Origin of the sequence: Sphingomonas sp. SORGH_AS_0950 (assembly GCF_030818415.1) — a bacterium.
Classification (GTDB): Bacteria; Pseudomonadota; Alphaproteobacteria; order Sphingomonadales; family Sphingomonadaceae; genus Sphingomonas.
Window position 1 is genome coordinate 4,126,912 of record NZ_JAUTAE010000001.1, and the last position, 20,196, is coordinate 4,147,107.

The following is a 20,196-nucleotide window of genomic DNA, read 5'->3' on the forward strand; positions in this document are numbered from 1 at the left end:
ATCTGGCGGAGGGGGAGTTGATGAAACGTCTGATGTTGAACCGTGCCGGTCGTCCCGCAACCTCTCCCCTCCCGCAAGCGGGAGGGGGTGGGGGAGGGCTCCCCGGCTTGAAGCTGGCCCTGACCCTCGCCGCCGCCCTGTCCCTGTCCGGCTGCGTCGTCGCGGTCGGCAACACCAGTCCCGCCGCTCCCCCCCCGGCGGCGGCGAACCCCAAGCTCGCCGGGATGCAATATCTCTACGGCTCGGCCGAGGCGGACGCGATCTCGCGCCAGGCGTGGAACGCGCTCGTCACCTATGCCGCCGACCAGGTCCGCCGCCCCCCGCGCGACAGCGTGGTGCTCCAGGAGGGTGCGACCCTCGACGATCCCCGGTTCCTGTCCTGTGCGGGCAAGCGCCCGGCGGCGGTGTTCGACGTCGACGAAACCGTCCTCCTGAACCTGGGTTTCGAGCAGGACGATCTGACCGGCCGCGCCGACCGCGCCTTTCCCGGCCGCTGGAGCGCCTGGGAGAAAAGCGATGGCCGTGCCGTCCTGCCGACCCCCGGCGCGACGGCGGCGATTGCCGATCTGCGCGCGATGGGCGTGACCGTGATCTTCAACACCAACCGCGACGATGCGGCGGGCGCGGCGCGCGCGATCGATGCGGCGGGGCTGGGCCCGGCGGTGCATGGCGATACGCTGTTCGTGCGGACCGATACCGATACCGGCGACGGCAAGGACGCCCGGCGTCGACGGATCGCCGACCGCTATTGCGTGATCGCGATGGGCGGCGATCAACTGGGCGATTTCAGCGACTTGTTCAACGAAGCTGGCAGCGTGGCCCAGCGTCGCGCCCGTGCGGACGCCCCGCGCATCGCCGCCTTGTGGGGGCGCGGCTGGTTCGTCTTCCCGAACCCCGTCTATGGCAAGGCGCTGAAGGGTAGCGCGGACGACATCTTCCCCGCCGACCGGCGGTGGCACCCGATGGGAGAATAGTGATGGCCTGGACCCGTGACGAAATGGCTGCCCGTGCGGCCAAGGAACTGAAGGACGGCTTCTACGTCAATCTGGGCATCGGCATCCCGACACTGGTGGCCAATCATATCCCGCAAGGCGTTGAAGTGACGCTGCAATCTGAAAACGGGATGCTGGGCATCGGCCCCTTTCCCTATGACGATGAGGTCGACCCGGACCTGATCAATGCGGGCAAGCAGACGATCAGCGAGCTGCCGCACTCGGTCTATTTCTCCTCCGCCGACAGTTTCGCGATGATCCGCGGCGGGCATATCGACCTGACCGTGCTGGGCGCGATGGAGGTGTCGGAGGGCGGCGACATCGCCAACTGGATGATCCCCGGCAAGATGATCAAGGGCATGGGCGGTGCGATGGATCTGGTCGCGGGCGTCAAGAAGATCATCGTCGTCATGGAGCATAATGCCAAGGACGGCAGCCCGAAATTCATCCCCGCCTGCACCCTGCCGCTGACCGGGCGCAATGTGGTGGACATGATCGTCACCGATCTGGCCGTCTTCCAGCGGCCTGACCATGACAGCGCCTTCCGCCTGATCGAGTGCGCGCCCGGCGTCACGGCGGACGAGATCGCCGCCAAGACGACGGCGAAGTTCGAACGCTGATGGCCTATACCCTCGTCACCGCGAACCGGAATTATTCGAGCTGGTCGCTGCGATCCTGGCTGCTGATGAAGGCGCTGGGGATCGGCTTTGCCGACCGCGTCGAGCCGTTCGCGGCGGCGGAGAATTACGAGGCGTTCCGCGCCTTTTCGCCGACCGGGCAGGTGCCGGTGCTGATCGATGGCGAGCGGATTGTGTGGGATTCGCTGGGCATCGCGCTTTACTTGGCCGAGCGGCATCCGGGGGTCTGGCCCGAGGACGAAGAGGCGCGCGGCTGGGCGATGAGCGCGGTCGCGGAGATGCATGGCGGCTTTGGTGCGCTGCGGTCCGAACGGACGATGAATGTCGGCGTGCGCGTAGACGCCAGGCCGCCATCGGCCCGACTCGATCGCGACGTCGCGCGGTTGATCGAATTATGGGGCGAGGGGCTTTCGCGTTTTGGTGGCCCCTGGCTGGCTGGCGAGCGGTTTTCGGCGGTCGACGCCTTCTATGCGCCCGTGGCGTTCCGGGTGCGAACTTATGGGATCGACGTCGGCGTGGTGGGGGCCGCTTGGGTGGAGACGATCCTGGCGCATCCGGCGATGCTCGACTGGGAGGCGCAGGCGCTGGCGGAGACGTGGCGCGATCCGGATCATGAGATCGAGCTGGCCGAGTACGGCGCGGTGACGGCGGATTATCGCGCGCAAGGATAGGGGGTGGGCGTGGCCTTCGACTTCGCTCAGGCTGAACGGCGGTGGTGGACGGCCTATTCCCTCGCTCCGTTCGGCCTGAGCGAAGTCGAAGGCCACGGGAATCCGCACCCAAAAGCGAAATAACATTGCGCCACACCTTTGCGTCGCGCATCTTTTCGGATAACAGCGCCCGCATCATGGCCCAACGACCCCAGACTCTGTACGAGAAGATCTGGGCCGCGCACGTTGTCGAACGGCGGCCCGATGGCACCTGCCTCATCTATATCGACCGCCACCTCGTCCATGAGGTGACGAGCCCGCAGGCCTTTGAGGGGCTACGCGCGGCCGGTCGCAAGGTCCGCCGTCCCGAACTGACGCTGGCGGTGCCCGACCATAATCTGCCGACCACGCCCCGGCTGGACGCGGCGGGACGGCTGCTGCCCATCGCTGATCCCGAAAGCGCGCAGCAGCTCGACGCCTTGCGCCGGAACACCGCCGAATTCGGCGTCGACTATATCGATGCGACGGCGGCGGCGCAGGGCATCGTCCATGTCGTCGGCCCCGAACAGGGCTTCACCCTGCCGGGCACCACGCTGGTCTGCGGCGACAGCCACACCTCGGCGCATGGCGCGCTGGGCGCGCTGGCCTTCGGCATCGGCACGTCGGAGGTCGAGCATGTGCTGGCGACCCAGACGCTGCTCCTGTCGCCGTCCAAGACGATGGAGATCCGCGTCGACGGCGTGCTGGGCCATGGCGTGTCGGCCAAGGACGTGGTGCTCGCGATCATCGGCAAGATCGGCGCGGCGGGCGGCACCGGCCATGTCATCGAATTCACCGGCAGCGTGATCCGCAACCTGTCGGTCGAGGGTCGCCTGACCATCGCCAACATGTCGATCGAGGGCGGTGCGCGCGCCGGCCTTATTGCGCCGGACGAGACGACCTTCGCCTATCTGAAGGGCCGCCCCATGGCGCCGCAGGGTGCGGAGTGGGACAAGGCGGTCGCCTGGTGGCGGACGCTGCCCAGCGATCCGGGCGCGGTGTACGACAAGGTCGTGACGCTCGATGCCGCCGACATCGCCCCCAATCTGACCTGGGGCACCAGCCCCGAGGATGTGGTGCCGATCACCGGCGTGGTCCCCGATCCCGACAGCTTCGCCGACCCGTCCAAGCGGGCGGCGGCGCGCAAGTCGCTGGACTATATGGGGCTGGAGCCGGGCACCGCGATGCAGGACGTGGCGATCCAGCATGTCTTCATCGGCAGCTGCACCAACAGCCGGATCGAGGATCTTCGCGCCGCCGCCGCCGTGGCGCGCGACCGCCGCGTGGCGGACGGGGTGCGCGCGCTGGTCGTGCCGGGATCGGGGCTGGTCAAGCGCCAGGCCGAGGCCGAGGGGCTGGACCGCGTCTTCGTCCAGGCGGGCTTCGAATGGCGTGAGCCGGGCTGTTCGATGTGCCTGGCGATGAACCCCGACAAGGTGCCGCCGGGCGAGCGTTGTGCCTCGACCTCCAATCGCAATTTCGTCGGGCGGCAGGGGCCGGGTGCGCGGACGCATCTGCTTTCCCCGGCGATGGCCGCCGCAGCGGCCGTGACCGGGCGCCTTTCCGATGTTAGAGCGTTGATGCCGCACGAGGACGGTGAAGAGAACAGGGGAGTGACGGCAGCATGAAACATGTACTGGTGATGCTGGTGACCGGCGCGGTGCTGTGCGGCGCGGCCGCCTATGCCGCCGGGGTGGCCTCCAAGCCCGCCACCGCCGAACAACGCCGCTGACGCCTGGCCCCGCATGCGTTGCGGGGCGGAACCGGCGATGAACAGGACTATCGCATGAATCCGGTTACGACCGTATCCGGCACCGCCTATCCCTGGGGTGCCAAGAATATCGACACCGACGTCATCATCCCCGCGCACTGGTTGAAGACGATCAGCCGGGCGGGGCTGGGGCGCGGCGCGTTCGAGACGGTGCGCGCACAGCCCGGCAATATCTTCGACGATCCGCGCTATGCCGGAGCGCCGATCCTGATCGCGGGCGACAATTTCGGGTGCGGCTCCAGCCGCGAACATGCCGCCTGGGCGCTGGCCGACATGGGAATCCGCGCGGTCATCGCGCCCAGCTTCTCCGACATCTTCTCGGGCAATGCGTTCAAGAACGGCATCGTCCCCGTCGTCCTGCCGCAGGAAGCGGTCGACCGGCTGGTCGAGGTGGCGCAGGATCAGCCCATCACGGTCGATCTGGAAACCATGAGCGTCACCACGCCCTTTCAGGATCGCTTTCCCTTCGAGCTGGATCCGTTCCGCCGCGAATGCCTGATGAACGGCCTCGACGAAATCGGCCTCACCCTGGCGCGGGACAGTGCGATCGACGCGTTCGAGGGCGAAATGGCGCAGGGACGCCCCTGGATCGAGGGGCGTCGCCGTTTGCCGCCCGAAGCGACGCCGATCGCCTGACGCGCATGCCGCGACCCTCGCGGGTCGTGGCGTCGCTCGGTGACGGGTCGGTCAGGCCAGGGCGAGTATGACGGCGGCGATGGCCGCCCATAGCGCCAGGGCGCCGATCATGCCGTTGATGATCCCCTCGATCGCCGGGGCGTTGGGGTATGCGGCAACGGGCGGCCGGGACAGGGGCGCGCGCATCGGACTCTCCTCATCCTAGGCGTCGCGATCCGGGTTCGGAGGCGATCGCCGATCTCCGTCGGAGGCGACTGTTCGGGCGTCGCCATCCTTATGTTTATGTGTCATGAACATTACGCACGAACGGGCGCGGCTGTTCCTCGGTTCGGCGCGACAATCGGGCGCCGTTTCGGATCGGTTGCGCGCCGGCGCGGCGGTGCCTATCTCGGGGCCTTGGATCAGTGCCCCGAGGGGCAGGGGGATGGCGGACCGATGGACAGTTTTGACGAACGCAGGCGCGGGTTGGAGGCCGGGTTCGTGGCGGATCAGGAGATGATGTTCCGAATCACCGCGCGCCGCAACAGGCTGGTCGCGCAATGGGCGGCGGAGCGGATGAAGCTGACGCCCGCCGAGACCGACGCCTATGCCAAGGCGGTGGTCCAGGCCGATTTCGAGGAGGCCAGTGACGAGGACGTGATCCGCAAGCTGCTGGGCGACCTGACCGCTGCCGGGATCGATGTCGAGGAAGCCGAGGTCCGCCGCGCGCTGGACGAACAGCAGGTCGAGGCGCGCCGCCAATTGATGGAAAGCCGCTGACATGCCGATGGCCGCCGACGATATCGCTGCGATGATCCGCACCGCCATTCCCGATGCCGAAGTCCAGATCACCGATCTGGCTGGGGACGGCGACCATTATGCCGCGCATGTCGTGGCCGCCAGCTTTGCGGGGATGAGCCGGGTTGCGCGGACCCGCGCCGTCTATGCCGCGCTGGGCGGGCGCATGGGGGGCGAACTCCACGCACTGCAACTGACCACCGCGGTTCCGGCGGGTGCCGAACCGACCGCCTGACCCTTTTCGATTTCATTCAGGAACGACCGATATGACCGATGACACGAATGCGCGGATCGATGCGCTGGTAAAGGACAATGCCGTCCTGCTGTTCATGAAGGGCACGCCCCTTTTCCCGCAATGCGGCTTTTCCAGCCGCGCGGTGGCGATCCTCAACCATCTCGACGTGCCGTTCGAGAGCGTCGACGTGCTCCAGGACCAGGGCATCCGCCAGGGGATCAAGGCCTATTCGGATTGGCCGACCATTCCCCAGCTCTACGTCAAGGGCGAGTTCGTCGGCGGTTCGGACATCATGATGGAGATGTACGAAAGCGGCGAGCTGGCCGAGCTGGTCCAGGACGTAAAGTCGGCCTGATCGTCGACCTTTACGGGCGCAAGAAGAGGAGGCCGGGTTTCGATCCGGCCTCCTTTTTTGTGGCAATCATCTCCCATCTCCAAGACCAAGCGATCGAACCCCATTGACTACACCTGTAATCGGCGTACGATTACGAGCGTAGTCAATGAAGGGGCGAGTCGATGGCCGAGCGTATCAGCGATGCCGAACATGCGGTGATGGAGGTCCTGTGGGAGGACTCGCCGCTGACCGCGCAGGATGTTGCCGAGCGGGTCGATCCCGAACGCGGCTGGACCACCAACACCGTCAAGACGCTGCTCGGCCGTCTTCTCGCCAAGGAAGCGATCGCGCATGAGGAGCAGGGGCGGCGCTATCTCTATCGCCCGCTGGTGGCGCGTGACGATTATGTCGTGGGCGAGTCCCGCCGCCTGATCGACCGGCTGTTCGGCGGCCGCCTGACCCCGCTGGTCGCGCATCTGGCCGAGCGCGACGAACTGACCGCGCAGGACATTTCCGAGATCGAGGCGCTGCTCAAGGAGCTGAAGGCGTGAGCGGCGCGCAACTGGGCTGGGCGGTGGAGGCGATGATCGCCTCTGCCCTGCTGATGGGGCTGGTGCTGCTGGCGCGGGGCCATGTCCGCCGGGCCTTCGGGCCGCAGGTCGCTTATGCGCTCTGGGCGCTGCCGCTGCTCCGGCTGGTCCTGCCCCCGCTGCCGCGCGGCCTTTCGGAACAGGCCACCCCGCCTCTCGCGGCGGCCAGCGAACGCTTCACCGCCTATGTCATGGTGCCGATGGCCGAGCAGCTGCCCGCGCCGCTCGCCGCGCCCAGCCTCTGGCCGATGGTGGCGCAGGCGGTGGCACTGGTCTGGATCGTCGGGGCGGGGGGCTTTCTGGGGTTCCAGCTCCTGCGCCATTGGCGGTTCCGCACGCGGTTGCTCGCGACGGCGGAGACGCTGGACGCGGTCAAGGGCGTGCGCGTGGTCGCCAGCGACGGCGCGCCGGGGCCGCTCGCCTTCGGGATCTGGCACCGCTATGTCGCCTTTCCGCGCGATTTCGCCGAGCGTTACGACGCCGACGAGCGCGACCTGGCGCTGGCGCATGAGCTGGGCCACCATGCGCGCGGCGATCTGATCGCCAACTGGATCGCGCTGGGCGTGCTGGCGCTCCACTGGTTCAACCCGCTGGCGTGGCGGGCCTTCCACGCCTTTCGTGCCGATCAGGAACTGGCCAACGACGCACGTGTCCTGAAGGGGCGCAGCCGCGCCGACCGGCATGTCTATGCCTGCGCCATCGTGAAGGCCGCGCATGGCCGCGCGCTGTCGGGCGCCTGTCACCTGCACACCATCGAGGATCTGAAAGGGAGGCTGAAGATGTTGACCACTTCTCCGACTTCGCGTCGCCAGCTGGTGGCGGGTGGGGCCAGCGTATCGCTGCTCGTGCTGGCGGGGCTGGGCCTGACGGCATCGGGCACCCCGGCGGCGGCGGCACTGACCGAGCGGGTCGAGCGGACCATCGGCGTCGACCTGACCAGCACGGCGGCGGTCCTGCCCGCGGTCGCTCAGACGGCACCCGAATTGTCCGACCCGCCCACCGCGCCGTCCGCGCCGATCGCCCCGGTGGTGACCGCCAGGCCCGCAGTCGCCATCGCGGCGACCCCGCCCGCGCCGCCCGCCATTCCCGCCGTGCCAACCACCTCGCCGGCCGTCGAAGCGCCCGCCGCGCCCCAGGCCCCGGCCGTGCCGCGCATCCGCGTCGTCACCTTGCGCAACGGGCACAAGGTCCGGATTTTCGACCGCAACGCTGTCGTCCCGATGGTGCCGATGCCCCCGATGCCGATCGTCCAGTCGCGCAGCTGCGGCACGAGCGGCAGCGACAGCCGGACCAGCTATACCACCGTCGACGGCGAGACCCGGCGGCAGGTCACGATCATCTGCACCGACCGGATCGAGCAATCCGCGCGCCTGGCGTCGCTGTCCGCCCTGAACGCCCAACGTTCGGCCCAGACCAACATGCGGATCGCGCTCGCCAGCATCGAGAGCGCCCGCGCCTCGATCAATCGTGACCGCAACCTGTCCGAAGACGCCCGGCGCGATGCCCTGAAGGGGCTGAACGAGGCGACGGCGGAGCTCAAGGCCGAAATGGCGGACCGCGACGCGGATTGATCCGTCCCGACTTTACCCCCCTCGACCCCTGTGCCCGGTCAATGGGTACAGGGGTTGCTCTTTATCGGCGGCTTGCCCACATGATGCGGGATGGCTGAGCACCCGACCGGCATTCCGATCCTGCTTGAGCCGCTGGTCTCCCGCGTGCTCGCTCCCAATCCTTCACCCTTCACCTATACGGGGACGCAGACGCATATCGTCGGTGACCGCGACGTGGCGGTGATCGATCCCGGCCCCGACGATCCCGCCCATCTGGATGCCCTGTTGCACGTGATCGCCGGGCGGCCGGTCGCCGCGATCCTGGTCACCCATCATCACCGCGATCACAGCCCGGCCAGCCGCCCGCTCGCCCGCGCGACGGGGGCGCCCGTCGTCGGCGCCGCGCCCTTCGCGCCCGATTATGAAGGCGGCCGGTCCGACGCCGCCTTCGACCGCGACTATGCCCCCGACCGGGTGCTGGCCGAGGGGGAGGGGGTGTCGGGCGATGGCTGGACGCTGACCGCCCTCGCGACGCCGGGCCACACCTCCAACCATCTCGCTTTCGCGCTGCCCGAGACCAAGGCGCTGTTCTCCGGCGATCACGTCATGGGCTGGTCGACCAGCATCGTCTCGCCCCCCGATGGCGACATGGGCGCCTATATGGCCAGTCTCGAAAAGCTGATGGAGCGCGACGACCGCGTCTATTATCCGGGGCATGGCGAGGCGGTGGACAATCCCCAGCGTCTGGTGCGTGGCATGCTGGGCCATCGCAAGCAGCGCGAGGGGCAGATATTGCGCCTGCTGGGCGGCGGCGATCCGCTCGAGGTAGCCGCGATGACCGCGCGCATGTATGTCGGGCTGAACCCCAAATTGCTGCCCGCGGCGGAACGCTCGGTGCTGGCGCATCTTTACGATCTGCGAATGCGGGGACTGGTCCGCGAGGAGGGAGCATCATGGACGATCGCGGCGTGACCCCGCCGGTCGAGACGCGGCGCGGCGGCTTCGGCCTGTTCATGGCCAAGGCGGCGGGCGTCCTCGTCCTGCTGGTCCTGGCCGGGCTGATCGCGGCCTGGGGGGTACAGCGCTATGTCGCCGACCGGCTGACCCCCGATCCCACCACCATCGCGCGCGCCAGCCTGGAGGGCCTGCGCGAGCAGAACCGGCTGTCGGCCTTTGCCGCCCGCTATGTCGCCGTCGTCACCTCGCGCCAGTCGCAACTGGGCTTTTCGACCGAACGGACGCTCATCATGCCGGGCATGGTCCGCTATGAGGTCGATCTGGGCAAGCTGCGCCAGCAGGATGTCCGCTGGGATGCGGGCGACCATGTGCTGACCGTCACCCTGCCGCCGCTCGAGATCGATGGGCCGCAGGTCGATATGGCGGCGATCCGCGAATATGGCTCGGGCGGGGTGCTGACCACCTTCACCGATGCCGAGCAGCGGCTGGACGCCGCCAACCGCACCGCCGGACAGGTCGAGCTGATGCGACAGGCGCGAGGCCCTGCGCCGATGAAGCTGGCGCGCGACGCCACCCGCCGCGCGGTCGAACGCAGCTTCGCGATGCCGCTGCGTGCCGCCGGGGTCGATGCGACCGTCAAGGTCCGCTACGCCGACGAGGCCGGGGACGACGAACGCTGGGACACGACCCGGACGGTGCAGGAGGTTCTGGGCAACGGCGGATGACGTGCCCGATTGTCGGGGCACCGCCTTGCGCTTAGGGGAGGAAACATGACCATCCAGACGAATCTGACGGGCCTCGACCTGCGCGCCGAGATCGACCGGCTCCGCAAGGAACGCAACGCCGTCATCCTCGCCCATTATTACCAGAAGCCCGAGATTCAGGACCTGGCCGATTTCGTCGGCGACAGCCTGGACCTCAGCCGCAAGGCGCAGGCGACCGATGCGGACGTCATCGCCTTTTGCGGCGTGCGCTTCATGGCGGAGACGGCCAAGATCCTGTCGCCCGACAAGATCGTCGTGCTGCCCGACATGGCGGCCGGATGCAGCCTGGAGGACAGCTGTCCTCCCGAACAGTTCGCCGAGTTCCGCGCGCAGCACCCGGATCACATCGCGCTGACCTATATCAATTGCTCGACCGAGGTGAAGGCGCTGTCCGACATTATCGTGACGTCGTCCTCCGCCGAGCAGATCCTGGCGCAGATCGACCCGGCGCAGAAGATCATCTTCGGCCCCGACCGTAATCTGGGCGGCTATCTGGCGCGCAAGACCGGGCGCGACATGCTGCTATGGCCGGGCGTGTGCATCGTGCACGAGGCGTTCAGCGAGACCGAACTGCTGAAGCTGCGCGCGCAGTACCCCGATGCGCCGATCGCCGCGCATCCCGAATGCCCCGCCGTCATCCTGGATCATGCCGATTATGTCGGCTCGACGCGGGGCATCCTGGAATTCGCGCAGGGCATCACCGGCGACACGCTGATCGTCGCGACCGAGCCGCACATCATCCACCAGATGCAGAAGGCGATGCCGGGCAAGACCTTCATCGGCGCCCCCGGCGCGGACGGCAATTGCAACTGCAACATCTGCCCGTACATGGCGCTGAACACGATGGAGAAGCTGTATCTGGCGCTCCGCGACCTGACCCCGCGCGTCGAGATCGAGGAAGGGCTGCGGCTCCAGGCCAAGAAGAGCCTCGACGCGATGCTGACCCTGGCGAGCGGGACGGTCGGCAAGGGCGATCTGGGTCCGCGTTCGTGATCGAGGGCTTCGACCTCGACGGCTTCGTCACCGCGACGCTGGCCGAGGATATGGGGCCGGGCGGCGACATCACCTCCGCCGCCGTGATCCCCGCGAGCGCGCGCTTCGTGGGCACCATGGCCAGCCGCGACGCGATCACCGTAGCGGGGTTGCCCGTCGCGGAGGCGTTCTTCCGCCGTCTCGACCCCCCGAGGTCGCGATCGAGCGGCTGGTCGAGGACGGCGCCGCCGTCGCGCCGGGCACCGCGCTGCTCCGCCTGTCGGGCCAGGCCCGCGCGATGCTGACCGCCGAGCGGTCCGCGCTCAACACCGTTCAGCATCTCTCGGGCATCGCGACGATGACGGCGGCCTATGTCGCGGCCATGGCGGGGACGGGGGCTACGCTGCTCGACACGCGCAAGACCATCCCTGGCCTGCGCCTGCTGGAGAAATACGCCACCCGCATGGGCGGCGCGCAGAACCACCGCATGGGCCTGTGGGATGCGGCGATGATCAAGGACAATCACGTCGCGGTCGCGGGCGGTATCGGCCCGGCGGTCGCGGCGGCGAAGGCGGCGGGGATCGCACGGATTATCGTCGAGGTCGATACGCTCGACCAGATCGAACCGGCCCTCGCGGCAGGCGCGACGCATCTGCTGCTCGACAATATGGGCCCGGCGATGCTGGCCGAGGGCGTCGCCAAGGTCGCGGGCCGCGTACCCACCGAGGCATCGGGCGGTGTCCGTCTGGACACGATCCGCGCGCTGGCGGAGACGGGCGTGACCTATGTCAGCGTCGGTCGCTTGACCCAGTCCGCCCCGGCGGCGGATATCGGGCTGGATTTCGCCGCGGTCTGAGCCGTGGCCTGAAGAGGGGAAAGGTCTTGCGACCCAAATCGGTGATCCTGGGCGAGCGGCTGTCGTTGCTCGCCATCCTGTTGCTGGTGGTGCTGGCGGCGCTGGGCTGGAACGATACCGTGGCGCAGGCGGGGGTCGGCATCGCGATCTTCGCCAATGTCCTGCTGATCGGGCTGTTCCTGCTGGCGACGCTGTGGACCACCCGGCTGGCGAGCCGGATCGGGCTGGGCCTGCTGATCGTGATGACCGTGCTCAACCTGCTGGGCTTTCTGTACCAGGTGTCGGTCGGCGCGCTGGCGGAGGGGATGTTCGGCGTGCTGACGGCGGTGCAGGCGGCGGCGTCGCTGGTCGCGGTGGTGATGCTGGTGCGACCCAATGCGCTGGCCTGGTATCGTGCCAAGGCGGAGGAGAACGAAGCATGAAGACGATCCTGATCGGGCTGGCGATGCTGGCCGCGCCGCAGATGCTGTCGGCGCAGACGCTGCAATGCACCGCCCCCTCGGGGCCGCAGCGCATCCGCCCCGACCTGCCCAGCGCCAGCCAGCCGACCCGCGTGCTGCCCATCGGCAGCTATACGCTGGCGATCACCTGGAGCCCGCAATATTGCCTCGATCCGAAGGGCGACAGCCGCTTCCAGTGCGGCACGGGCAACCGTTTCGGCTTCACGCTGCACGGCCTGTGGCCGGATGGCGAGGAGAAGGAGTGGCCGCAATATTGTCGCCCGACCGCGATCCTGCCCCAGGCGGTGGTCCGCCGTCACATCTGCGCCACCCCCTCGGCGCAGCTGATGCAGCATGAATGGGCCAAGCATGGCACCTGCATGGCGGGCTACAGCCCGGCGCGTTATTTCCAGCAGTCCAATGCGCTTTATCACGGCCTGCGCTTCCCCGACATGATGGCGCTGTCGCGTCAGGGCAATCTGACCGCCGGTGACGTCGCGACCGCAGTGGCGGCGGCGAACCGGGGCATGACCGCGGACATGATGCGCGTCACCGCGACCCGCGAGAACTGGCTGGACGAAATCTGGATCTGCCTGAACAAGGCGTTCCGCTATACCCGCTGCCCCGCGCATCAGGGCGGCCTGCAACCCGGCGCGCCGATCAAGATCTGGCGCGGTCAGCGCTGACGTCCGGCTTATCCCTCCACCGTGACGGTGGAGGGATGATGCTTGTCGAGATGCTTGCGGATGATCCGTAGATTGCGCGTGTTGGACCGGAACAGCACGTCCGCCGCATCCCCGATCAAGGGCACGAAGCCCAGCACCGCGTCGAATCCGACATTGGCCATCATCCGCGCCATCTGGAACCGCGACAGGCCCAGATTGCGCGCTTCCCAGATGATGTAGCTGCCCAGCGCGGCGGCGGCGATGTCGCCTATCACGGGCACCAGCCCCAGCATCACGTCGAGCCCGATCGGCCGATTGATCCCCGGCAGCACGACGACGCGCTCCAACAGCCTTTCCATCGCCTCGATCCGCTGGCGACTGGCGGTGATCCCCTTGTCCAGGGGAAGGTTGTCGAAGATCGAGGAATCGATGGAAGACGCTTTGGCCATGCTCCTCAATTGGGGGCGGCGCGCAGGCGGTTCAATGGATGCCAGGCGCGGCTATTGGCCTGGAACTGGCGCAGGCGTCCGCTGACCAGCGACCAGCGCAGCGGACGCGCCAGCGGGATATAGGGCGTATCGGCGTTGAGCGCGGCATCGGCGGCGGCGATCGCCGCGCTGCGGGCGGCCAGAGTGGGCGCCAGCCGGGCCTGCTCGATGGCCGCACGGGCGGCATCGCCGCACGGCGCGCAGGCGGTGGCGAGATACCAGCGCGCGCTGTCGAAGGGGGCGACCGCATCGATCAGCCTGAGGTCGGCGGGCGCGTCCAGAGCCACGCGCTCGGGCACGATGCCAACCGACAGCAGCGTCGCGCCGACCTGTCCGTACAGCATGTTCGCCCCCGGCCCTTGCGGCAGGGCGATGCGCAGGTGCACGGGCTGTCCCCAGGCCGCGACACGGGCGCGGGCGGCGGCGCGGCGTTCGTCCAGCGTCAGAAGCGCCCAGCCGGGGATTTGCGGCGGCGCGTCCGAATCCAGCGCATCGGGCAGCAGGCGGTCGCTGGCCTCCCAATTGGGCGCGATCGCCCCGAGCAAGGCGGCCCGGTCGAACACGGCCGACAGCGCCTGGCGGTTCGCCGCATCCCCCAGAAACCCGTCCCGGCTGGCGATGGCGAAGCCGAACAGCCCGGCGGCGGGATCGGCCCGCACCGCCGCCGGGGCGATCTTCGCCAGATCGAGCAGCGGCCAATTCTCGAACCGCCCGCCGAGCATCAGATCGGACGCGCCGCGCGAAAAGCGAAGAATGCCCCGTGCGGCGCTTTCGCCGATCAGGCGGACATCGTCCTCCGGCGCGGGCGTCGCATCGTCTTCGGGCTCGGCGCGGCGGGGGTCGGGGATCAGGCGGAGCAGGGGCGGAGGCCCGGCCCGGACGATGCGGAACGGCCCCGTGCCATGACGCGCGCGGTCGATGATCGCCATTTCGGGCTGGGCGAAGAGTTTCAGCAGATCGGGGCGTGGACGCGACAGCCGGACCTCGATGACCTGCGGGGTCATCACGACGATCTCGTCGATGGCGGTCAGAAACGGCGCAAGCGGATTGCCCGAGCCGGGCGTGATCAGACGGCGCAGGATCGGCACGACCTGTTCGGCGGTGACGGGCGACCCGTCATTCCACGTCGCCTCGCGCAACCGGAAGATATAGCTGCCGCCCTCGTCGATGACGATCCAGCGCTCGGCCAGCCCCGGCTCGATCTGTCCATTGGCGTCGAACCGCACGAGCCCCTGCGCCAAGGAGTCACGCAGCAGCCGATGCGGCATGTCGCCGCCGCTGGCGTTGGCCGGGTCGCGTTTCTGCGGCGTCTTGTCGGGGGAGGGCCGAACCGCACTGACGATAACCGCACCCGTATCGGCCCGCCGCTCGCAAGCCGAAGTGGCAAGCAGCGCGCCGGTCAACAGGATGGTGCGGACGGCGGGACTCGAACCCGCACTCCATAGGAAGCCGATTTTAAGTCGGCAGCGTCTACCGGTTTCGCCACGTCCGCGCACGGGCACAGGAAGAGACGAGGTTGTCGCCCACGTCAAGCATGGACCGATCATCGGGGAGCAGGAACCTCACCCGATCCGGTCGGCCCGCCGCGTGGCGGCGAGAAGGATCAGGCCCCCTCGACGTTCAGGCGGGCACGCATTTCCTTGCCGGGCTTGAAATAGGGAACGCGCTTGGCGTCGACATCGACGGTTTCGCCGGTCCGGGGATTGCGGCCTGTGCGGGCGCTGCGCGCGCGGGTAGAAAAGGCACCGAAACCACGAAGTTCGACACGACCGTTATCGGCCAGCCGCTTGGTAATCTCATCGAAGAAGATGGTTACGATCAACTCGACTTCGCGCGGGTTCAGCCCCGGATTGTGTTGACCGATTTTTTGTACCAGTTCCGAACGGATCATCGTCTTGTCCCAAGCTACAGACGCGCCGTTCCTAACCTGTGTTTCTCGCTGCTGAAAGCGATTTTATTATACGATTAAGCGACGGACTGGTTCCATTGCGTGCGAAACCGGGACACATCCGGCAAAGCGGATGTGTCCCGGCCTTACGGCTTACTTCTGGCCGCGCGCCTTCAGCGCTTCGCCCAGGATGTCGCCCAGCGACGCGCCCGAGTCGGACGAACCGTACTGCGCCACCGCCTGCTTCTCTTCGGCGATCTGCATCGCCTTGACCGAGAAGGTCGGCTTCTTCGAACGATCGAAGCCGGTGACCATCGCGTCGAACTTCTGGCCGACCTGGAAGCGCTCGGGGCGCTGCTCGTCACGGTCGCGACCCAGATCGGTACGCTTGATGAAGCCGGTCGCACCATCGTCGCCCGCCTGGACTTCCAGCCCTGCGTCGCGGACTTCGAGGACGGTCACGGTGACGACCTGGTTCTTGTTCAGGCGATCGCCAGCCGCAGCCACGCCGCCGGCGACGGGGCCGCCGCGCTCGAGCTGCTTCATGCCGAGCGAGATGCGCTCCTTCTCGGGGTCGATGTCCAGAACCACGGCCTGAACGACTTCGCCCTTGCGGTGCAGGTTGAGGGCATCCTCACCCGACACGCCCCAGGCGATGTCCGACATGTGGACCATGCCGTCGACATCGTTGTCCAGGCCGATGAACAGGCCGAACTCGGTCGCGTTCTTGACTTCGCCCTCGACGGTCGAGCCGATCGGATGAGCGGCGGCGAACGCCTCCCACGGATTGGCCTGAGCCTGCTTGAGGCCGAGGCTGATGCGGCGCTTTTCCTGATCGACCTCGAGGACGACCACATCGACTTCTTGGCTCGTCGACACGATCTTGCCCGGATGGACGTTCTTCTTGGTCCAGGACATTTCCGACACATGGACCAGGCCTTCGATGCCCGGCTCCAGCTCGACGAACGCACCATATTCGGTGATGTTCGTGACGCGGCCCGACAGCTTCGCGCCGACCGGGTACTTGGCGCCGGCGCCATCCCACGGATCGCTCTCGAGCTGCTTCATGCCGAGCGAGATGCGCTGCGTGTCCTTGTTGATGCGGATGATCTGGACGCGCACGGTGTCGCCGATCGCGATCATCTCCGACGGATGATTGACGCGCTTGTACGACAGGTCGGTGACGTGCAGCAGGCCGTCGATGCCGCCCAGGTCGACGAACGCACCGTAATCGGTGATGTTCTTGACGACGCCGTCGATGATCTGACCTTCGGCCAGGCTCTGGATCAGGCCCGAACGCTGCTCGGCGCGGGTCTCTTCCAGGACCGCGCGACGCGACACGACGATGTTGCCGCGCTTGCGGTCCATCTTCAGGATCTGGAACGGCTGCGGGATGTCCATCAGCGGGGTGACGTCGCGGACGGGGCGGATGTCGACCTGCGAGCCGGGCAGGAACGCCACGGCGCCGTTCAGGTCGACGGTGAAGCCACCCTTCACGCGGCCGAAGATCACGCCTTCGACGCGGGCCGACTTCGAGAATTCGAGCTCCAGCTTGTCCCAGGCGGCCTCGCGGCGCGCGCGGTCGCGGCTGAGCATCGCTTCGCCGTGCATGTTCTCGACGCGGTCGACATAGACCTCGACCTCGTCACCGACCTTCAGGTCGGCCTTCTGGCCGGGGGCAGCGAATTCGCGGAGGGGCACACGGCCTTCCGACTTCAGACCGACGTCGATGACGGCCATGTCGTTTTCGATCGCGGTGACGGTGCCATGCACGACGCGACCCTCGAAGCTGTCGGCACCGCCGAACATGTCATCGAGCATCGCCGCGAAATCGTCGCGCGTGGGCTGGGGGTTGGTTGCCATAAAAGGGTTAGGTTCCTGAAAGTTTTTCGCCTCCGGTCGGAGATTCGGCCCCGGCCTTCGACGATGGCCGCGCCGACCCCATGTCGACGCCACCAGGCCCGAAGATGTGACTGAAACACGGAAAAGCGGCGGTCCGCGACAAATGCGGAAAGGACGCTGAGGGCAAGGCCCTGCGTCAGCCTCTCCGCGGAACAGGGTCCGCGAGCGCGGGTGCCTTAGCCGAAAATGGGGTTTTGTGCAAGGTGAGGGCTATCCTCCCCGGCACGGGGAGGGGGACCGCCGCGAAGCGGTGGTGGAGGGGGCGTGCCGCACAGGTTTGACCTTTGGGGCTGGCCCCCCTCCGTCAGCGCTGACGCGCTGCCACCTCCCCATGCTGGGGAGGATTATGTTAGCGCCCCTTGGCCGCGACCTGGGCGTCGACGAACTGGATCGCGCGGGCGACCGCCGCTTCGATCGTCAGGCTGGACGTATCCAGCGCCGCCGCATCCGCCGCCTGGGTGAGGGGGGCCGTCGTCCGGCCGCTGTCGCGCTCGTCGCGGGCGCGGATGTCGGCCAGCACCTGCTCGAAGCTCGCGGTCGAGCCGTTGGCCGCCAGCTCGTTATGCCGCCGCCGCGCGCGGACCTGCGGGCTGGCCTTCACGAACAGCTTGGCGTCGGCGTCGGGGGCGATGACCGTGCCGATATCGCGTCCGTCGAGGATGGCACCGCCCGGCTGGTTGGCGAAGCGCTTCTGCCGCTGGAGCAATGCGGCGCGGACCAGCGGATGCGCCGACACGACCGAGGCGAGCTTGCCCGTCTCGTCATCGCGCAAGGCCGGATCGGCGAGTAGGCTGTCGTCGAAGCTGCACGCCGCGACCGCATCGGCCTCGCGCGTCGGGTCGAGGTGCATCGCACGCACCGTCGCCGCCACGGCGCGATAGAGCAGCCCGGTGTCGAGATGGGGCAGCCCGTAATGCCTTGCCAGCGCGCGGGCGATGGTGCCCTTGCCGCTGGCTGCCGGTCCGTCGACCGCGATGATCATGCCAGCGCCCCCAGCGACTCCAGCGTGTCGAAGAAGACGGGATAGCTGGTCGCGACGGGGGCTGCATCGTCCAGCGTGATCGGATCACGGGCGTTCAGCGCGGCGATGGTCATGCTCATCGCGATCCGGTGGTCGAGCAGGGTCGCGATGGTCGCGCCGCCGGGGATCGGATCGCCGCCGGTGCCGGTCACGGCCATGCCGTCCTCATATTCCTCGCAACGGACACCGCACGCGCCAAGCGCGTCGGCCATGGCGGTGATGCGATCCGACTCCTTGACGCGCAGTTCCTCCGCGCCGCGTGCGATGGTCGTGCCGGTCGCGAAGGCGGCGGCGACGAACAGCACGGGATATTCGTCGATCATGCTCGGCGTCAGCTCGGGCGGGACCTCGATCGCCGTCAGGGGCGCATGGCGGACGCGCAGGTCGGCCACCGGCTCGCCGCCGACGATGCGCGCGTCCAGCTCGGTGATGTCCGCGCCCATCATCTTGAGTGCCGCGATGATGCCGGTGCGGGTCGGGTTCATGCCGACATTGGTGATCGTCACATCGGCACCCGGCACGATCGACCCCGCGACCAGCCAGAAGGCGGCCGAGGAGGGGTCGCCCGGCACCACGATATCCTGCGGCTTCAGCTCGGCTTGCCCGCGAATCGTGATGATCCGGCCTTCAGGGGAGGGGGTAACGGTCAGCTCGGCGCCGAAGCCCGCCAGCATCCGCTCGCTATGGTCGCGGGTCGCAATCGGCTCGATCACCGTCGTTTCGCCCGGCGTATTGAGCCCCGCGAGCAGGATCGCCGACTTCACCTGCGCCGAGGCGACGGGCAGGGTGTAGCGGATGGGCACCGCAGGGCTGATTCCCCGGACCATCAGGGGCAGACGGCCGCCCGGCGTGTCCTGGAACTGCGCACCCATCTGCGACAGCGGATCGATGACGCGGCCCATCGGGCGCTTGGACAAAGAGGCGTCGCCGGTGAAGGTGGCGGTGATCGGATGGCTGGCGACCAGACCCATCAGCAACCGCGTCGAGGTGCCCGAATTGCCCATGTCGAGCGCGGTCTCGGGCTGGAGCAGCCCGCCGACACCGACGCCGTGGATCACCCACACCCCGTCATCCTGCCGGACGATGTCGGCGCCCATCGCGCGCATCGCGCTGGCGGTGGCGAGCACGTCCTCGCCCTCCAGCAGGCCCCGGACCCGGCTTTGCCCGACCGCGAGCGCGGAGAGCATCAGCGAGCGGTGGCTGATCGATTTGTCGCCCGGAACGGCGATGGTGCCGCGAAGGGCGGCGGCGGCTCGCACGGTGCGAGGCTGGGGAAGAGTGTGCGCCATAGATGGCGCGGGCTTTTGACAGGGGCCTTGCGCTGTGGCAAGGCGCGCCCACTTTTCGCTCCGGCGGAAAACCCAATCCGAAAGGTATGAACGGCATGATCAAGCCGGAATGGGGCACGAAGCGTACGTGCCCGAAATGCGCGACGCGCTTTTACGACCTCGAAAAGGACGACCCCGTGACCTGCATCAATTGCGGGACGCAGTGGGAGCCCGAGCCCATCCTGAAGTCGAAGCAGCCCCTGCCGTTCGAGCAGGTCAAGGCCGAGAACAAGGAAGCCGACAGCGATCTGGCGGGCGGCGACGACGAGGATCTGGACATCACGGGTGAGGACGAAGAGCCCTCGCCCGACGATGAAGTCGATCTGGGCGGCGACGACGATCTGGGCGTCGAGACGTCCAGCGAGGACGACGAACACTAAGTCGTTCGACGGGGTTCGGCAGGGACCTGAAAAAAGTACTTGCCGAGCCCCGGCGGCCCCGCTAGTGGGCTGCCTCCACAGCGGAACGGGGCCGTAGCTCAGCTGGGAGAGCGTCGCAATGGCATTGCGAAGGTCAGGGGTTCGATCCCCCTCGGCTCCACCATTCCGCAGGAACGTCGGCAGCTAAGCTGCTGACAGGCTGACCCGCATCCCGCCGGGCCATGCCGACATCGATGGGGCCGTAGCTCAGCTGGGAGAGCGTCGCAATGGCATTGCGAAGGTCAGGGGTTCGATCCCCCTCGGCTCCACCATCTTTTCGACAT

General features: G+C 67.9%; 22 protein-coding genes, 3 tRNA genes and 2 pseudogenes. 19 read left to right on the forward strand and 8 right to left on the reverse strand.

All coding sequences use genetic code 11. From position 1 onward, the window contains the following. Nucleotides 1-107 precede the first annotated feature (107 nt). The 5 genes from QE385_RS18630 (at nt 108) to leuD (ending at nt 4,726) form a co-directional block, all read left to right on the forward strand. Nucleotides 108-974 (forward strand): HAD family acid phosphatase, encoded by an 867-nt coding sequence (locus QE385_RS18630; protein ID WP_307104441.1) that lies wholly within the window; start codon nt 108-110, stop codon nt 972-974. A gap of 2 nt (nt 975-976) precedes the next feature. After that, nucleotides 977-1,612 carry a CoA transferase subunit B gene (locus QE385_RS18635; protein WP_307104443.1) on the forward strand — a complete coding sequence of 212 codons (636 nt, stop codon included), beginning with the start codon at nt 977-979 and terminating at the stop codon, nt 1,610-1,612. Beyond that, the gene (locus tag QE385_RS18640) at nt 1,612-2,301 is read left to right on the forward strand and encodes a glutathione S-transferase family protein (protein ID WP_307104445.1); all 690 of its coding nucleotides are present in this window, start codon (nt 1,612-1,614) and stop codon (nt 2,299-2,301) included. The genes QE385_RS18635 and QE385_RS18640 overlap by 1 nt, the downstream gene beginning before the upstream one ends. Before the next feature lie 176 nt (nt 2,302-2,477). Continuing rightward, a complete protein-coding gene (leuC, locus tag QE385_RS18645) occupies nt 2,478-3,947 on the forward strand; it encodes a 3-isopropylmalate dehydratase large subunit (RefSeq protein ID WP_307104447.1) in 1,470 nt (489 codons plus the stop codon). A 158-nt stretch (nt 3,948-4,105) separates the two neighbouring features. Continuing rightward, entirely contained in the window at nt 4,106-4,726 is a 621-nt protein-coding gene (leuD, locus tag QE385_RS18650) for a 3-isopropylmalate dehydratase small subunit (RefSeq protein WP_307104448.1), read from the forward strand. Nucleotides 4,727-4,777: 51 nt separating this feature from the next. Here leuD and QE385_RS18655 read toward each other — a convergent pair whose 3' ends face one another. Then, nucleotides 4,778-4,912, reverse strand: coding sequence for a hypothetical protein (locus tag QE385_RS18655; protein ID WP_307104450.1), 135 nt, complete (start codon nt 4,910-4,912; stop codon nt 4,778-4,780). Nucleotides 4,913-5,161: 249 nt separating this feature from the next. On the opposite strand from QE385_RS18655, the gene QE385_RS18660 reads away from it, so the two are divergent. The 11 genes and pseudogenes from QE385_RS18660 (at nt 5,162) to QE385_RS18710 (ending at nt 12,887) form a co-directional block, all read left to right on the forward strand. After that, nucleotides 5,162-5,485 (forward strand): DUF1476 domain-containing protein, encoded by a 324-nt coding sequence (locus tag QE385_RS18660; RefSeq protein ID WP_307104452.1) that lies wholly within the window; start codon nt 5,162-5,164, stop codon nt 5,483-5,485. 1 nt (nt 5,486) lies between these two features. Further along, on the forward strand, nt 5,487-5,738 hold the full coding sequence (locus QE385_RS18665) for a BolA family transcriptional regulator (protein ID WP_307104454.1): 252 nt from the start codon (nt 5,487-5,489) through the stop codon (nt 5,736-5,738). Between the two features lie 31 nt (nt 5,739-5,769). Next, entirely contained in the window at nt 5,770-6,093 is a 324-nt protein-coding gene (grxD, locus tag QE385_RS18670; protein ID WP_307104456.1) for a Grx4 family monothiol glutaredoxin, read from the forward strand. A gap of 161 nt (nt 6,094-6,254) precedes the next feature. Next, nucleotides 6,255-6,623: a BlaI/MecI/CopY family transcriptional regulator gene (locus tag QE385_RS18675; RefSeq protein WP_307104458.1), complete on the forward strand. Its 369-nt coding sequence runs from the start codon at nt 6,255-6,257 to the stop codon at nt 6,621-6,623. Further along, nucleotides 6,620-8,233, forward strand: coding sequence for a M56 family metallopeptidase (locus tag QE385_RS18680; protein WP_307104460.1), 1,614 nt, complete (start codon nt 6,620-6,622; stop codon nt 8,231-8,233). The genes QE385_RS18675 and QE385_RS18680 overlap by 4 nt, the downstream gene beginning before the upstream one ends. Before the next feature lie 90 nt (nt 8,234-8,323). Next, nucleotides 8,324-9,184, forward strand: a complete 861-nt coding sequence (locus tag QE385_RS18685; RefSeq protein ID WP_307104462.1) for an MBL fold metallo-hydrolase — start codon at nt 8,324-8,326, stop codon at nt 9,182-9,184. After that, nucleotides 9,166-9,894, forward strand: a complete 729-nt coding sequence (locus QE385_RS18690; RefSeq protein WP_307104463.1) for a DUF4230 domain-containing protein — start codon at nt 9,166-9,168, stop codon at nt 9,892-9,894. Before QE385_RS18685 ends, QE385_RS18690 begins: the two co-directional genes overlap by 19 nt. Before the next feature lie 45 nt (nt 9,895-9,939). After that, the gene (gene nadA, locus QE385_RS18695; RefSeq protein WP_307104465.1) at nt 9,940-10,926 is read left to right on the forward strand and encodes a quinolinate synthase NadA; all 987 of its coding nucleotides are present in this window, start codon (nt 9,940-9,942) and stop codon (nt 10,924-10,926) included. Nucleotides 10,927-10,976: 50 nt separating this feature from the next. After that, nucleotides 10,977-11,761 (forward strand): annotated as a pseudogene (nadC, locus tag QE385_RS18700) (carboxylating nicotinate-nucleotide diphosphorylase). A 26-nt stretch (nt 11,762-11,787) separates the two neighbouring features. Then, the gene (locus QE385_RS18705) at nt 11,788-12,183 is read left to right on the forward strand and encodes a hypothetical protein (protein WP_307104467.1); all 396 of its coding nucleotides are present in this window, start codon (nt 11,788-11,790) and stop codon (nt 12,181-12,183) included. Then, nucleotides 12,180-12,887, forward strand: coding sequence for a ribonuclease T (locus QE385_RS18710; protein ID WP_307104469.1), 708 nt, complete (start codon nt 12,180-12,182; stop codon nt 12,885-12,887). The genes QE385_RS18705 and QE385_RS18710 overlap by 4 nt, the downstream gene beginning before the upstream one ends. An 8-nt stretch (nt 12,888-12,895) precedes the next feature. Here QE385_RS18710 and QE385_RS18715 read toward each other — a convergent pair whose 3' ends face one another. The 7 genes and pseudogenes from QE385_RS18715 to aroA form a co-directional block, all read right to left on the reverse strand. Further along, the gene (locus QE385_RS18715) at nt 12,896-13,315 is read right to left on the reverse strand and encodes a DUF4112 domain-containing protein (RefSeq protein ID WP_307104471.1); all 420 of its coding nucleotides are present in this window, start codon (nt 13,313-13,315) and stop codon (nt 12,896-12,898) included. A gap of 5 nt (nt 13,316-13,320) precedes the next feature. Continuing rightward, entirely contained in the window at nt 13,321-14,757 is a 1,437-nt protein-coding gene (locus QE385_RS18720; RefSeq protein WP_307104473.1) for an ABC transporter substrate-binding protein, read from the reverse strand. Nucleotides 14,758-14,762: 5 nt separating this feature from the next. Beyond that, a tRNA-Leu gene (locus QE385_RS18725) sits at nt 14,763-14,846 on the reverse strand. 111 nt (nt 14,847-14,957) lie between these two features. Next, a pseudogene (locus tag QE385_RS18730) lies at nt 14,958-15,272 on the reverse strand (integration host factor subunit beta); the annotation flags it as partial. Between the two features lie 123 nt (nt 15,273-15,395). Continuing rightward, nucleotides 15,396-17,105: a 30S ribosomal protein S1 gene (rpsA, locus tag QE385_RS18735; protein WP_307104474.1), complete on the reverse strand. Its 1,710-nt coding sequence runs from the start codon at nt 17,103-17,105 to the stop codon at nt 15,396-15,398. Between the two features lie 388 nt (nt 17,106-17,493). Then, nucleotides 17,494-18,126 carry a (d)CMP kinase gene (cmk, locus tag QE385_RS18740; RefSeq protein ID WP_307104476.1) on the reverse strand — a complete coding sequence of 211 codons (633 nt, stop codon included), beginning with the start codon at nt 18,124-18,126 and terminating at the stop codon, nt 17,494-17,496. Continuing rightward, nucleotides 18,123-19,454, reverse strand: coding sequence for a 3-phosphoshikimate 1-carboxyvinyltransferase (gene aroA / locus QE385_RS18745; protein ID WP_307104478.1), 1,332 nt, complete (start codon nt 19,452-19,454; stop codon nt 18,123-18,125). Before aroA ends, cmk begins: the two co-directional genes overlap by 4 nt. A 95-nt stretch (nt 19,455-19,549) precedes the next feature. On the opposite strand from aroA, the gene QE385_RS18750 reads away from it, so the two are divergent. From QE385_RS18750 to QE385_RS18760, 3 genes are all read left to right on the forward strand, one after another. Further along, nucleotides 19,550-19,873 (forward strand): TIGR02300 family protein, encoded by a 324-nt coding sequence (locus QE385_RS18750; protein ID WP_307104832.1) that lies wholly within the window; start codon nt 19,550-19,552, stop codon nt 19,871-19,873. Nucleotides 19,874-19,960: 87 nt separating this feature from the next. Continuing rightward, nucleotides 19,961-20,036, forward strand: a tRNA-Ala gene (locus tag QE385_RS18755). 72 nt (nt 20,037-20,108) lie between these two features. Then, a tRNA-Ala gene (locus tag QE385_RS18760) sits at nt 20,109-20,184 on the forward strand. Nucleotides 20,185-20,196 lie beyond the last annotated feature (12 nt).

Excerpts from the sequence above, each read along its gene's own strand:
- QE385_RS18635 (WP_307104443.1), top strand. The coding sequence starts at position 977 with ATGGCCTGGACCCGTGACGAAATGGCTGCCCGTGCGGCCAAGGAACTG.
- QE385_RS18640 (WP_307104445.1), top strand. The coding sequence starts at position 1,612 with ATGGCCTATACCCTCGTCACCGCGAACCGGAATTATTCGAGCTGGTCG.
- leuC (WP_307104447.1), top strand. The coding sequence starts at position 2,478 with ATGGCCCAACGACCCCAGACTCTGTACGAGAAGATCTGGGCCGCGCAC.
- leuD (WP_307104448.1), top strand. The coding sequence starts at position 4,106 with ATGAATCCGGTTACGACCGTATCCGGCACCGCCTATCCCTGGGGTGCC.
- QE385_RS18655 (WP_307104450.1), bottom strand. The coding sequence starts at position 4,912 with ATGCGCGCGCCCCTGTCCCGGCCGCCCGTTGCCGCATACCCCAACGCC.
- QE385_RS18660 (WP_307104452.1), top strand. The coding sequence starts at position 5,162 with ATGGACAGTTTTGACGAACGCAGGCGCGGGTTGGAGGCCGGGTTCGTG.
- QE385_RS18665 (WP_307104454.1), top strand. The coding sequence starts at position 5,487 with ATGCCGATGGCCGCCGACGATATCGCTGCGATGATCCGCACCGCCATT.
- grxD (WP_307104456.1), top strand. The coding sequence starts at position 5,770 with ATGACCGATGACACGAATGCGCGGATCGATGCGCTGGTAAAGGACAAT.
- QE385_RS18675 (WP_307104458.1), top strand. The coding sequence starts at position 6,255 with ATGGCCGAGCGTATCAGCGATGCCGAACATGCGGTGATGGAGGTCCTG.
- QE385_RS18685 (WP_307104462.1), top strand. The coding sequence starts at position 8,324 with ATGGCTGAGCACCCGACCGGCATTCCGATCCTGCTTGAGCCGCTGGTC.
- QE385_RS18690 (WP_307104463.1), top strand. The coding sequence starts at position 9,166 with ATGGACGATCGCGGCGTGACCCCGCCGGTCGAGACGCGGCGCGGCGGC.
- nadA (WP_307104465.1), top strand. The coding sequence starts at position 9,940 with ATGACCATCCAGACGAATCTGACGGGCCTCGACCTGCGCGCCGAGATC.
- QE385_RS18710 (WP_307104469.1), top strand. The coding sequence starts at position 12,180 with ATGAAGACGATCCTGATCGGGCTGGCGATGCTGGCCGCGCCGCAGATG.
- QE385_RS18715 (WP_307104471.1), bottom strand. The coding sequence starts at position 13,315 with ATGGCCAAAGCGTCTTCCATCGATTCCTCGATCTTCGACAACCTTCCC.
- rpsA (WP_307104474.1), bottom strand. The coding sequence starts at position 17,105 with ATGGCAACCAACCCCCAGCCCACGCGCGACGATTTCGCGGCGATGCTC.
- cmk (WP_307104476.1), bottom strand. The coding sequence starts at position 18,126 with ATGATCATCGCGGTCGACGGACCGGCAGCCAGCGGCAAGGGCACCATC.
- aroA (WP_307104478.1), bottom strand. The coding sequence starts at position 19,454 with ATGGCGCACACTCTTCCCCAGCCTCGCACCGTGCGAGCCGCCGCCGCC.
- QE385_RS18750 (WP_307104832.1), top strand. The coding sequence starts at position 19,550 with ATGATCAAGCCGGAATGGGGCACGAAGCGTACGTGCCCGAAATGCGCG.